Source organism: Anaerobiospirillum succiniciproducens DSM 6400 (genome assembly GCF_000482845.1).
Classification (GTDB): domain Bacteria; phylum Pseudomonadota; class Gammaproteobacteria; order Enterobacterales; family Succinivibrionaceae; genus Anaerobiospirillum; species Anaerobiospirillum succiniciproducens.
Genome location: NZ_AXWV01000030.1, coordinates 12635 through 25794 on the forward strand (window position 1 = coordinate 12635; position 13160 = coordinate 25794).

The 13160-nt window shown below is 44.2% G+C and carries 10 protein-coding genes and 1 pseudogene; 4 read left to right on the plus strand and 7 right to left on the minus strand.

Going from position 1 to position 13160, the window contains the following annotated elements:
* Nucleotides 1-977: 977 nt before the first annotated feature.
* The gene (locus H524_RS0105290; protein ID WP_027939471.1) at nucleotides 978-2252 is read right to left on the minus strand and encodes a hypothetical protein; all 1275 of its coding nucleotides are present in this window, start codon (nucleotides 2250-2252) and stop codon (nucleotides 978-980) included.
* Between the two features lie 710 nt (nucleotides 2253-2962).
* On the opposite strand from H524_RS0105290, the pseudogene pgsA reads away from it, so the two are divergent.
* Nucleotides 2963-3529: pseudogene (gene pgsA, locus H524_RS14395) on the plus strand (CDP-diacylglycerol--glycerol-3-phosphate 3-phosphatidyltransferase); the annotation flags it as partial.
* 623 nt (nucleotides 3530-4152) lie between these two features.
* Here pgsA and H524_RS0105300 read toward each other — a convergent pair.
* Complete coding sequence (locus tag H524_RS0105300; RefSeq protein WP_027939472.1) at nucleotides 4153-4488, minus strand: TusE/DsrC/DsvC family sulfur relay protein; 336 nt, start codon at nucleotides 4486-4488, stop codon at nucleotides 4153-4155.
* A 276-nt stretch (nucleotides 4489-4764) separates the two neighbouring features.
* Nucleotides 4765-5370, minus strand: a complete 606-nt coding sequence (ribA, locus tag H524_RS0105305) for a GTP cyclohydrolase II (protein ID WP_027939473.1) — start codon at nucleotides 5368-5370, stop codon at nucleotides 4765-4767.
* Nucleotides 5371-5785: 415 nt separating this feature from the next.
* Between ribA and cmk the strand changes: the two genes are divergently transcribed.
* Together cmk and H524_RS14400 are read left to right on the plus strand one after the other, a co-directional pair.
* Entirely contained in the window at nucleotides 5786-6460 is a 675-nt protein-coding gene (gene cmk, locus H524_RS0105310; protein ID WP_044121553.1) for a (d)CMP kinase, read from the plus strand.
* A gap of 320 nt (nucleotides 6461-6780) precedes the next feature.
* A complete protein-coding gene (locus H524_RS14400; protein ID WP_044121555.1) occupies nucleotides 6781-7257 on the plus strand; it encodes a YccF domain-containing protein in 477 nt (158 codons plus the stop codon).
* Nucleotides 7258-7399: 142 nt separating this feature from the next.
* Here H524_RS14400 and rfbB read toward each other — a convergent pair whose 3' ends face one another.
* The 3 genes from rfbB to rfbA are packed head-to-tail and all read right to left on the minus strand — an operon-like array spanning nucleotide 7400 to nucleotide 9892.
* Nucleotides 7400-8419, minus strand: a complete 1020-nt coding sequence (rfbB, locus tag H524_RS0105320; RefSeq protein WP_027939475.1) for a dTDP-glucose 4,6-dehydratase — start codon at nucleotides 8417-8419, stop codon at nucleotides 7400-7402.
* Nucleotides 8420-8463: 44 nt separating this feature from the next.
* Nucleotides 8464-9024: a dTDP-4-dehydrorhamnose 3,5-epimerase gene (rfbC, locus tag H524_RS0105325; protein ID WP_044121556.1), complete on the minus strand. Its 561-nt coding sequence runs from the start codon at nucleotides 9022-9024 to the stop codon at nucleotides 8464-8466.
* Complete coding sequence (rfbA, locus tag H524_RS0105330; RefSeq protein WP_027939477.1) at nucleotides 9005-9892, minus strand: glucose-1-phosphate thymidylyltransferase RfbA; 888 nt, start codon at nucleotides 9890-9892, stop codon at nucleotides 9005-9007. Before rfbA ends, rfbC begins: the two co-directional genes overlap by 20 nt.
* Nucleotides 9893-10455: 563 nt before the next feature.
* On the opposite strand from rfbA, the gene rpsA reads away from it, so the two are divergent.
* Nucleotides 10456-12129: a 30S ribosomal protein S1 gene (gene rpsA / locus H524_RS0105335; RefSeq protein WP_027939478.1), complete on the plus strand. Its 1674-nt coding sequence runs from the start codon at nucleotides 10456-10458 to the stop codon at nucleotides 12127-12129.
* Nucleotides 12130-12788: 659 nt separating this feature from the next.
* Here rpsA and H524_RS0105345 read toward each other — a convergent pair.
* On the minus strand, nucleotides 12789-13121 hold the full coding sequence (locus H524_RS0105345; RefSeq protein WP_027939480.1) for a hypothetical protein: 333 nt from the start codon (nucleotides 13119-13121) through the stop codon (nucleotides 12789-12791).
* Between the last annotated feature and the right edge of the window lie 39 nt (nucleotides 13122-13160).

A 13160-nucleotide genomic window follows, 5' to 3' on the forward strand; every position in this document is an offset into this window, starting at 1 on the left:
TGAGCAAGCAACTAATATCCGACACCCATAGTCGCATGCCAGCCGTATGACATAAAGTATCATACATAATTAGTCTAGTCTAAGATAGCAGCATACTCCATGGCATGCATTTAAATATCCACAAGCATAATAGTGGGCATTAAAAATGGCTCATTTGCATCTAAAAAGATATGTAAGGCGCTGCACAAAGAATTAGCTGCAAGCAAAGTTAAAAGATCTAATATAGAAGCCACACAACAGCACACTAAATGAGTCGCAGGCAATTCATCAAAAGAGAATCAATAAATTAGACAAGCACAGAGGGTAGTCATTAAATCAACAGACATGGTTGTATAAGAGCCTTTGGGGTAATTCTGAGCTTGCTTATCGACATTGTGCATGTTGGCTTGAAGAGCAGTAGTCAGTATGGGGCTCAATACATCATTCACTTAAAGAGTAGGCAGTTAAGACACAATGCAATGTTGGCAATGTCCATGTATGACCACATGCTTTCAAAGGGTGATTATTTATATTTGTCTGTGAGGTTAAGTGCTAAGTCAACTGTTGAGTTAACAGTGGACTTAACAGTTAACTTAACTACCAATACAAGATTAAGATATGCTGAAAATCGGCAGCAGAAGCTGATATTTATCAGATTTCTTGGTCTTGATTGCATTAGCGGTAGGTGTTGAGTTAACAGTTGACTTGATAGTTGACTCAACAATTAACTCGACCCTTAACTTAAGCCTATGACTAATAGAAAGTAGTGATTTAGGTTGGCTGTATGATGGGCAATGTGCAAGCCTATGAACGGCATTGTCTGACAGAGGAACAAGTGCGCTTAACTATCATAGTGGCTCCGTGATAACAGGAAGATCGTAGTTAAGCGGTTGCAAGAACTAGAGACAAATGGGAGAGCCCTTGAATGCTTCTTAATTGGTTTAAAGAGGCTGGCTCTTGTCCAGCCCTTGATACCTTGTTAGTAGATAGCTTGAGTCTTACTTGAGTTTGCGAATATCCCTCACATAAAGGCAGCCACGCTGATCTTCAAGTTGAATGAGGGTGTCCTTGAGATTAACAACCAGAGGAGCATCTTTGGTGAGGATAAAGCCTGAGTTTAAGAAAGTATCGCTGATTTTGTTAAGCATCTTGTTGTAAAGATTAATGTCCTTTTTAGTCTTCACAATCGTTTCAAGCTCAATATCCTTAAAGCCTAGAGCACTTAAGCCAGTTGTAGAGAAAGTGCTTTCGTAGATCATTTTGCCTGTAGGTTTGCCGTTATCCTCGACAATCTCATCATACGCATCATACTCATCACACTCATCATGATCTTCATAGATGCCTGTCATGAAGTTTTCAGACCAATGATTGTTTTCTAAAAGCTCAGTACCTAATCTTACAAATTCTTGGACTGAAAGTAGTTCATCGTTAACAATAATGCCTCGGATATCCTCTTTTTTAGTCTGTGAGCACACCAACATGAAACTCTTAACTAAGTCTTTAATCTCATTGAGTGGATACAAGGCATCGCTTCTTAGCATAAAACCAAGTAGTTTCTCGCAGTTTACATTCAGTGTTGGAAAAAGATTGTTAAGTAGGTTGCCATTCAAGGGGCTGGGATCTGGCCTACTGTACGAAGCCTTATAATCGCATAAATATGCACTTAGTATAGTGTGCTGTTGCGTGCTATTACGCTTCTTGAAAAAGGTAATATCTCTTTGTTTAGTATTGGTTTTGTTGAGTTCTGGGTCAGCTTCTTCATAGATATCTGAAAAGAGGCTTAATGCTTTGACTGCATCAATTTGATTGGGCAGCAGCATATAGATAACAAAAGGCTCAACCCTCTCAAGCGCGTTTTTACTTAGGCCCTGAGGTACGTCAGAGAGCAGATTATTGATAGTTGGGATTTGAGATGAGTAGTTCCCAATATCATATTTGGCAGAGACTTTCTTTGGAGCTTTAACTCTTTGCATCAGCTCTGTTTCGATACGCGCTGTGGCATGAGTAATTGCAGACGCTTCACCCTTGCCCATCTTCTCGCCAAGCTTAAATTTCAGCTCGCACAAGGCGCTATCGCTATCAAGGCCAAGATCAGAGTAGCCGCCACTAATTAATGATTTTGCCTTACCTTTAGCATCAGTGAAGTCAAAGATGTGGTAAAGGCGATTGTTGCAGGTGTATGAGTGCGTGTGAGTAAACTCGCTCTTGTTCTCTTTAGTTGAGAACTTGTTCTCAAGCTCGGAGCGAACATGATTGATGTGCTTATTTAACATTGGTAATCCCTTGCGGTAGCTACAGCTAAAGTATGAACAGCTTATACTAAGTGACCTTGCTTGACGATAAGTATCTCCTTAATCAGGTCATGACTAATTGTAACCTGAGGTGCTTTTAGGTAATAGACCAACATCAACTTAAGTAATAGAGTCTTGTCTCAGCAAATGAGACTTTGCTTTCTGCCATAGCTAATAGGACGTAGCTTATAACCAGGGCGTAACGTTTTTGTTTGGCACTTTCTTTGGATCGTGACTTAACCATAAGTAAGCTAAGTTATAGTCATGAGCGTGCGACATTTACTGTGTATGAATTTCAAGCGATCAGAAGCAATATCATGGGGTTGAGTATCCTCATTGACTCTTTTTCATTTCACATAAGCATGGCTGCTCATCTGTAAGATGGCTAAGCCTAAATCCTTTTTGTGAGCGGATGGATTGTATTAGTTTTGTTAGTTAGGACAGTAAGTCTGCCTGCATCGATAAGGCACTTGCTATTTGCTATTGGAGGGAGTAAGCAGTGGACGGGCTTTGAATAAGCTCTGGAGCAGCGGCTGTAAGTGGTAAATCGCGGGTTTTTGTCAGTGCTTACGTAAGCAGTATGTAAATTTGAGCCGTCTATCGCAAAGAATCTTAGCTAGATGTCCTATAATTATGGTGCGCTTTATCTGCCTGTACTCAGGCTTAACTGTAGCTATGGACTGATCTGAAAAATGTTTAACCTGCCAAACTTGCTCACTCTACTTAGAGTTTTACTGATTCCTGTATTTGTGGGCCTCTTTTACTATCCAACCACTAAGACCAATATGATGGCTGCCTTAGTGTTTGTGATTGCCGCTTTAACCGATCTGTTAGATGGTTATTTAGCCAGAAAACTTAAGCAAACTACAAAGTTTGGTGCATTCTTAGATCCAGTAGCTGACAAGATTATCGTATGTACTGCTTTAGTTCTCATCGTTGAGTACTACAGTGTGCACGTATCTGACTTCTTCCCACACGTTAACCTCTTAGTATCCATTCCTGCTATGGTAATCATCGCTCGTGAGATCGTTGTATCTGCTCTGCGTGAGTGGATGGCTGAGATCGGTCAGAGAGCCCAGGTTGCTGTTAACTGGGTGGGTAAGTGGAAGACTGCAATTCAGATGACCGCGATTGCCCTGTTAGTATGGCGCTATAACGATCCTCTCATCTATGCTGCTTTAGGTCTGTTACAAGTTGCTACGATCTTAACTTTATGGTCCATGATTGTGTACTTAAAGGCGGGTCTGGCACACATGACTGAAGATGCTGTTCAGGTTGCAACCTCTGCTCCTGCTACTAAAGAAGATGCTGCATCTGTAACTGCAGTAGTCAGCGATGAGGCTGCTAAGAGCCAAGATGACAGTGCCAAGGCAGAGACTAGTGCTAATGCTGAGACCAACACTAATGTTGAGGCTCAGGGCTCTGATAAAAGCTAAGCAAGCTAATTAGTATTGAACCGCACAATATCGTGCAACAAAGAGGAGACTTCAGGTCTCCTTTTTTAATGGCCGCAAAGTAAGCTGTTGGCCAATGTCATTATGTTGCTGTTGATGGGGTGAGTATATAAGTTATGGCTCGAACCTTACATTAGGCCAAGGCTTAGGTCGTGTTACAGCTATCCTAGGCATGGCAACAGGGTGTTTTTCAAGCCACAAGAGGCTATATCTTAGCCATGAGGTTGGTACTTAAGAGGAGTTTCTATACAAGATGGATGTGTTAGCCAGTCATAGTGCTAGAGATGCAAAGTAAAGTGGTCTTATTCGCAGCATAGTGCAGCGTAGATAACTACAGCAAACACTATGTTGAACTTGATTATGAGAAATTCAACAGGTTGCTCTCTTGTGCTTTAGCTTACTTGCTATGCGTCCTTACTTGTTGGTTCTTAGATGCACTTAGCTGGCTTGGGAAGGCCGGCAAGCTTAGCAGCGCACTTAGCAGCGCCATCAGGGAAGAGGCGGGCGAGTTTTACTGAGCTTGCAAGCTCTGTATGACCTTGCTTCTTTAAGAGCTGGATAAGGCCACGGATAGGCGGGGTTGTGTCGTACTCTTTGTAGTACTCACGCACGGTATTTATAATGACCATGTGCTCGTCGGTAAGCTCAAGATCCATTTCACTTGCTATGAAGTCTCTAAGCTCATCAGAGTAGTCATCAAGATTTAAAAGATAGCCTTCGTCGTCAGTCTCGATTTCGCGTCCATCAAACAGTAGTACGGCCATACACACTCCTTAGACTATCTAAATGAAAAATCACAGTACGTGCACATCATAACAGACTCAATATGCCTTGTGTGCATTTGGTGTATCTATGCTGAGTAACGGGCATTTGCACTCGCTCTGGCCTAGATGAATGCTAACAGCTCTTGGCTGTGCGGGCGCTGCAACTGAGCGTGGGGGTTTTGTGGTGCTTTTTAGAAAAACAAAAGCCCGTTGCGAGGCAGACGGGCTTGTTTAAGAGCAATTAACAGTAGGTTAGGGCTTAATTTTAGCCTTGCCTTAGTCTTGATGGTGCAGGAGGTGGCCCATCTTCTCTTCTTTGGTCTTTAAGTAGTCGGTGTTGAACTTATTCTCACCGTACTCAAGAGGCTCACGAGCAACCACAGTAATGCCGTGACGAGCGATATCTTCGATCTTAGCTGGGTTGTTGGTCATTAAGATAACTTTATCAAAGCCCATAGCACGCATCATATCAGCGCACAGACCATAAGTACGACCGTCAGCTGGGAAGCCAAGCTCTAAGTTAGCCTCAACAGTATCACGACCATTATCTTGCAGGCGGTAGGCTGCGATCTTATTGAAAAGACCAATGCCACGACCTTCTTGGCGCATGTACAGTAAGGCACCACGGCCCTTTTCAGAGATCTTGCGCAGTGCAGCTTCAAGCTGGAAACCACAATCACAACGTAAAGAGCCTAAGGTATCACCAGTTAGGCACTCAGAGTGGATTCTAGTCAGAACAGGCTCGTCACCACTTAAGTCGCCACTGTAAATGATGGCGTGCTCGCGCATTTGATGATCCTTAAAGACCTTGATTCTGAACATGCCGAAACGGCTTGGAAGCAAAGCGGATGGGCCCTGCTCGAAAATCTCACTAGATGACACGATGATTACCTAAAAATTTTAAAGTTACTAATGCCCTGAGTAGCTGTGCAATGAAGATCTGTGTCAAACGCGAGATCTTAAGCTGTTGCTACCTAAGAGCGTCACATGTGAAAACTCACATGGAAAATGTCTACAACGATAAGATGCACATTATACACAAGCGCTCATTAGACGGGGCATCCCTAGACGTTTTTTATCACAAAATCCGACAATCTCACATTTGTTCGATAGATCCCGGGTGCAAGGTCGGGGTGTTTTTGCGTTTTCTTCTCAAGACGCGTACAATGAGCGGGTTTTGCAAGCTAGTGAAAGCCGACTAAATAGGCTTTAGCTGCAGATTTGCTGTGCAAACAAATTAAGTTTGCAAGCAGTGAAATCTAGCTTGTGTAAGGATGAAAAAAAGAGGATTTTAAACATGGCAAAGGCATTTGTAGTTGCTGTTGATGGCCCAGGCGGTGCTGGCAAGGGTGAGCTGACCAAGCGTCTTGCAAAGGCATTGGATTTTGATTTACTCGACTCAGGTGCTATTTACCGCGTATTAGCCTATGCAGCTCGTAAAGCCGGTTTAGCCATGTTTGATGAGGAATCTTTAGTACAAGAGGCTCAGGTAATGGATCTGAGCTTTGAGGTGATGGAAGATGGCGTCCACGTATTCTTAGGTAGCGAGGATGTATCTAAGGCTATTCGTACTGAAGAGTGCGGCTTAAATGCTAGCAAGGTTGCTCCACATCCATTAGTACGTCAGGCTTTGCTGCAGCGTCAGCGCGATTTTCGTCGTGAGCCAGGCTTAGTTGCTGATGGCCGTGATATGGGTACTGTAGTATTCCCTGATGCACAGGTTAAGATCTTCTTAGATGCCTCTCCTGAGGTGCGTGCTCAAAGACGTAAGTTACAGCTTGAGGCTGCAGGTAAGGAAGCAGACTTTGACTTAATCTTACAAGAGATCACCGAGCGTGATGAGCGCGATCGCAACCGTCCTGTAGCTCCATTAAAGGCTGCTGAGGATGCGCTGATCCTTGACTCTACCAATATGAGCATTGATGAAGTATTCAATGCTGCAATGGATTACATTAAGAGCAAGCAAGACTAGCTCTCAAGATTACTTTCTATTGTCTAGACACGGGCAGGTACCTACAAGTATCTGCCTTTGTTTTTTGTAGCATGTAGAGAGAGCTTTTGAGTGCTATGTGCGAGGCCTTTTGATTCTTCATTGCCTGTAACAGTGCAATAGTCGAAAATGACAGGCGTTTTTGATGATATGTTTGATCAAGTTGGCACATTTGTAATCATTTATGGTGCAGATGCATATAAGAATAGAACTTATATGTATAATCAGCGCCAAGTTGCTTTCGTGTGTTGTGGCAACTATTTGTTTTGCATCCTGCAGTTGCTGCAGTTAAGGAATCTCTTATGTTACGCGTTATTGCCAATATTATTTGGCATTTCCCTTTCTTTGGCTTTATCAGTGCCCTGATTACCTTCTTAATCGGCCTGCTCTTTGTGGCCTTAGTTGTTACCGCCCCGATTGGCTTTGGTCTGATTCAGTACTCTAAGTTCTTACTGCTGCCTTTTTCTTACACCATGGTTAAGAAGAGTGATGTTTCAAACGAGGAAGAGAATCCAGTCTTCCAAACCTACGGCACCATTCTTAAGATCCTGTACATCATCTTCTTTGGTTGGTGGCTCACCATCATCGTGATCTGTCAGATGATTGGTTGCTTCATAACTATTTTAGGCATCCCAGCAGGCGTCGTTTTAGCTAAGAGCTTAGACACCATTTTGCAGCCAGTTGGCAAGATCTGCGCTCCTGTAGGCGTTGCAGCTCAAGTGCAGGCTCAAAAGGATCAGGCTGCTGCAGCTCAATTCATGAGCAAGTTCAATAAGTAGTATCCATTAACTTATTGTCTTGCCGCCCCTCATTCTAAAGGGGCATACAAAAAGAGGCCTCATAGGCCTCTTTTCAATTCAATTCAATTCAATTCAGTTCAGTTCAGTTCAATTCAATTCAACTCAAGCAATTAGACCATCTCTAAGTGCTAAGCTTCTTGATGTACCAATCGATGGTGTACTCAAGAGCCCCTTCAAAGTTGTACTTAGGCCTCCAAGAGGTGTGCTCCTTGAGCTTAGATGCATCCACAGCATATCTAAAGTCATGGCCTGGACGGTCTTTGACATGGGTAATGAGTGAGGTATAAGACTGACCGTCTTTAGCTGGCACCTTTTTATCCATTAAAGCGCAAATCGCCGTAATGAGGGTCATGTTGTCGAGCTCATTGTTGGTGCCGACATTGTAGGTTTCACCACTCTTACCTTCACGTAAGATCGTGTCGATAGCGCTGCAGTGATCTTCAACAAAGAGCCAATCACGTACATTTAAGCCTGTGCCGTACACCGGAATCTCATGATGATTAAGGATGCAGCTTATGGTCTTAGGAATAAGCTTTTCAACATGCTGACGGGGGCCGTAGTTATTCGAGCAATTTGAGGTAGTAACGTTTAAACCATATGTATGGTGATAGGCTCGGACAAGAAAATCTGAGCCTGCCTTGGTGGCAGAGTATGGAGAGTTTGGAGCGTAGGCAGTATCTTCTGTAAAGGAACCGCTTTTTCCTAAGGCTCCATAAACTTCATCAGTGGAGATGTGGTGAAAACGGCAATGCTCTTTGCCAGACTTTACTTGATGCGGACCATCCATCCAGTGTTTTAAAGCTGCTTGCAACAAGGTAAAGGTGCCCACAACATTGGTCTGAACAAAAGCTTTAGGCCCAGTTACTGAATTGTCCACATGACTCTCAGCTGCAAAGTGCACTACAGCATCAAAGTCATATTGCTCAAAAAGCGCGTTTACTAAGCTCTCATCGCAGATGTCTCCAGTCACGTGGACAAAGTTATCTTTTGAGTTTACCTCACTTAAATTGTCCATGGAACCAGCGTAGGTAAGCTTGTCTAGATTGACTACTAAGACATTTGGATACTTGCTTAAAAAGTAGGTTATGAAGTTAGAACCGATAAAACCAGCGCCGCCAGTAACTAAGAGTCGTTTGAACATAAGTCATACCTAGCTAAGTAAGAATAGTGCCGCATCGCGGATGGTTATTGAAGGAGTTGCTTTTTAAGCTCGGCAAAGGAGATGCCGTTGCGATCTTTGTCCGAAACAATGGATATAACGCCTGGGATTTGCCAATCAATGTCGAGCTCAGGATCGTCATAGCGCACGGTTAGCTCAGCACCTTTGCAGTAGAAGTTGTCGCACTTGTAGGCAAGCACTGCCTCATCTGACATGACAGAAAAGCCATGCAAGAAGCCACGCGGAATATATAACTGCTTGAAGTTTTCTTGCGAGAGTACGATGCTAAAAGACTTACCAAAGGTTTTAGATTCAGGACGAATATCTACAACTACATCTAAGACCGTGCCAATAAGAGCGCGAACGAGCTTGCCTTGGGAGTGCTCGCCACGTTGTGCATGCAGTCCACGAATGACACCATGAGTAGATGAGGACTGATTGTCTTGAACAAAGTTTGGACTGATGCCATGAGCCTCAAAATCTTTAAGATTGTAAGTCTCGGTAAAGTAACCACGCTCATCATGGAAAATTTGCGGCTCGATGATGTATAAGCCCTCAATGTCGGTGCTAGTAAATCTCAAGCTCATCTAAGTAAACCTTTTGTAGATACGTTTTGTAGTTGCATTCATCCAAGCGCTCAATTAAGCAAAGCAATTGCTGCTTGTTAATAAAGCCTTGTTTTAAGGCGATCTCTTCTAAACAAGCGATCTTAAGTCCTTGGCGCTGTTCAATAATTCTAACAAAATCACCTGAGTCCATCAGCGACTCAGGAGTACCGGCATCAAGCCAGGCATTGCCTCTTAGCATAGGAATGACACTAAGCCGTGACTCTTTTAAGTAGAGATTGTTTAGATCGGTGATCTCAAGCTCGCCACGCTTCGATGGCTTTAAACTAGCGGCTTTGTCTGCAGCATCAGGTGGGTAGAAGTACAAGCCGACACTTACATAGTTAGACTTTGGCCTCTGAGGCTTTTCTTCAATCGAGATTACTTGCATCTGAGAGTTAAACTCGACAACACCAAAGCGCTGAGGATTAGAAACGTGATAGGCAAAGATGGTGGCGACATTATTGTCGGTACTATGGAGCTTATCAACGATTTGATGGAGCTGCTCGCCCATATAGAAGATGTTGTCGCCTAGGATAAGACAGACCTGATCGTCTTTGATAAAGTCCTTGCCAATAAGCAGTGCTTGCGCAATGCCTTTTGGTTCTTCTTGCACGGCATAAAATAGGTTTAAGCCTAAAGAGCTACCGTCACCAAGGAGTTGCTCAATACGTGGCGTATCCTCAGGGGTAGAGATAATGAGGATATCTCTAATGCCAAAGAGCATCAGTGTAGACAGAGGATAGTAGATCATAGGCTTGTCATAAACAGGCAATAGCTGTTTAGAGACAGTACGGGTAAGCGGATAGAGCCTTGTTCCCCGTCCTCCTGCGAGCAAGATACCTTTCATTACCATCTCCTCAAACTCTAGAGCCATTGAGCATACAAAGATAAAGACTAACTTTAGCCAGTTTTTTCTTATGCATAACTCATCATCTTAACTCAAAGCTTTTCATTTGGCGGTATTTTGTAAACGAAGGCTTCACTCATCTAAACACACATAGCAATCATCATCGCCTTAAAAGGACGCACGCTACAGAGCATCAATGTATATGACCAGGACAGCTAAAGAGCGCAAGCACGATGTACTGTCTCCTCACAAGCGAAATAAAGCCGTAAACTTACACGCAGCAGAGACAAAAAGTTAAGGTGCAAAAAGGTTTGCGCTGAGAGCGGCAACAAGTGAGCAAAAGCAGGTGCCTTTATAGACAAGGTAAAGCCGATGTTTATCAAGTTTGGTAACAAATGATAAAGCAAATCAGAAGGGTAAATTTTTTTTGAAAATGTAATTGCAATCACACGATTGTGTTGTTATAATCGGCATTTACTGTTTTCAGGATCATGGATGATCCACTACTGTTAATTACCTCCTTTAAGCAGGATGCTTTTAGGTGCTTTTGGAACATAACCTTAATGTCAATGTCTTTTGCCGAACTCTTTGAAGAGTCCTTAAATCAAACCGAAACCCGTCCAGGTTCTTTAATCAACGCAGTTGTTGTTGCTATTAAAGACGACTTCGTTATCCTCGACGCTGGTTTAAAGTCTGAGTCCAACATCCCAGTTGAGCAGTTCAAGAACGCCGCTGGCGAGATCGAAGTTGCTGTTGGTGACACTGTCCCAGTAGTTCTCGAGTCTGTTGAGTCAGGCGACGGCGAGACTGTCCTTTCACGCGAGAAGGCTAAGCGCAACGAAGCTTGGATCAAGCTCGAAGAAGCATTCAAGAATGGCGACGCTGTTACTGGTCTTATCGATGGTAAGGTCAAGGGTGGCTTCACTGTTCAGTTAGGCGGCATCCGTGCTTTCTTACCTGGTTCTTTAGTTGACGTACGTCCAGTACGTGAGACCGCTCACTTAGAGGGCAAAGAGCTCCAGTTCAAGGTAATCAAGTTAGACCAGAAGCGCAACAACGTTGTTGTTTCCCGTCGTGCTGTTATCGAGTCTGAGAACTCAGCTGACCGTGAGTCCGTACTTGCTAACCTCCAGGAAGGTCAGGAAGTTAAGGGTATCGTTAAGAACCTCACCGACTACGGTGCATTCGTTGACCTCGGTGGTGTTGATGGCTTATTACACATCACTGACATGGCTTGGAAGCGTGTTAAGCACCCATCTGAGATCGTTAATGTTGGTGACGAGATCGACGTTAAGGTTCTCAAGTTCGACCGTGAGCGTCAGCGTGTATCCTTAGGCCTCAAGCAGTTAGGTCAGGATCCATGGGCTAACATCGCAGCTCGCTTCCCAGTTGGCTCAAGCCTCGAGGGCAAGGTAACTAACTTAACCGATTACGGCTGCTTCGTTGAGATCAACGAGGGTGTTGAGGGCTTAGTCCACGTATCCGAGATGGATTGGACCAACAAGAACATTCACCCATCCAAGGTTGTTTCCGTTGGCGATAAGGTAACCGTTAAGGTTCTCGAGATCGACGAGGAGCGTCGTCGTATTTCCTTAGGCTTAAAGCAGTGCAAGCCAAACCCATGGATGGAGTTCGCTACTGCCCACGCTAAGGGTGACCGTGTAACCGGTAAGATCAAGTCAATCACTGACTTCGGTATCTTCATCGGCTTAGATGGCGGCATCGACGGCTTAGTTCACTTATCAGACATCTCTTGGCAGCAGTCTGGCGAAGACGCAGTTCGCGACTTCAAGAAGGGTGACGAAATCACCGCTATCGTTCTCCAGGTAGATCCAGATCGCGAGCGCATCTCCTTAGGCTTAAAGCAGATCGCTGATGATCCATATGCAGACTTCTTAATGAACCACGCTAAGGGTTCCTTAGTAACTGGTACCGTTGAAGAGGTTGACGCTCGTGGTGCTACCATTGCTTTAGCTGATGGCGTAGTTGGCTACATCCGTGTTGCTGACATTTCACGCGACCGCATCGACGACGCTACTACCGTTCTGAAGGTAGGCGACGAGGTTGAGGCTAAGTTCATCAACGTTGATCGCAAGACCCGTCAGCTGACCTTATCCATCCGTGCTAAGGATGAGGCTGAGGAGAAGGAAGCTTTAGAGTCCTTAAACGAGAAGGCTCAGGAAGCTGTTCCTAACGCAATGGCTGCTGCTTTCGCTGCTGCTAACGCTAACAAGTAATTTAATTTTTGAATATTTCGGGCCAACGGCAAAAGACGCCTTACAGCCCGTCTGTAAGGCTTAACGCCCGATATTCAAAGTTACGTACTTGTAACCACACATAAGTGTGAAAAGGCCCGTATTGCTACCAAGCTCTACGGGCTTTTTTATATCTGCAGCTACCTCAACAAAAAACACAACAAACTAACGACCCTCCCAAAAAACATCACATCCCTCAAGCACATCAAAACAGCTGATGCTGCAAGCCTGTAAACCACATCAAGCCAGCAAAACTACCTAGCCAAACGACAAAACACCAAAGCACAAAAAATCCAAGGCACCACATGCTAATAGCTTAGCAGTAAGTCCATCATGACCATGTGTAGCAAAGAGAACATGGCCTGTTGCAACTCATCACACGAACGCAAGAGCCTCAACAAAAATCTAAATCGACCGATTGGTTGGAGCAAATAGCCACATGCGAGTTGAGTATCCGCACAGCGACAATAAGACAGTCGGGGAGCGCAATGAGCTTGGGAAAAGAAAGAGGTGTGGAAAGGTACAGAGCGTGTGCTCTGAAAGGCATGAGGTGGGAGTGCGCGACTTAAGAGCGCAAGGGGATCAACAAAGCAAAGGGATTGGCCTTAAGTGCCAAGGGTGCAAGCGCAATCTATGGTGAATTATGGCTCTTGTTTTGGCTGAGCATTAGCCTCTTGGGCATCAACTGCTACTGTCTCTTGAGCTGCAACGCTAGCCTCTAATGAGACATCTTCAGACTGAGAGCGTGTTCTATAGGCTACTAATAACATCACTGCCGCAATCACTACTAAGAGCAAAGTATTGTTGGTCGAACATGTACCAGATGGGCAATTGCCTGTTGCGCACGAGTTACGCTTGCCTTTAGTTGAGCAAGAGCTTGATCCCTTAGAACCGAAGAGCTTAAAGCCTTTCTTATTATAGCTCTCATCACAAGAGCAGGATGCTTTATTCTTATCTTGGTCTTCTGCTGCCATAAGAATATCCCTCATGTTGAAAATAGATGATGCACGCTG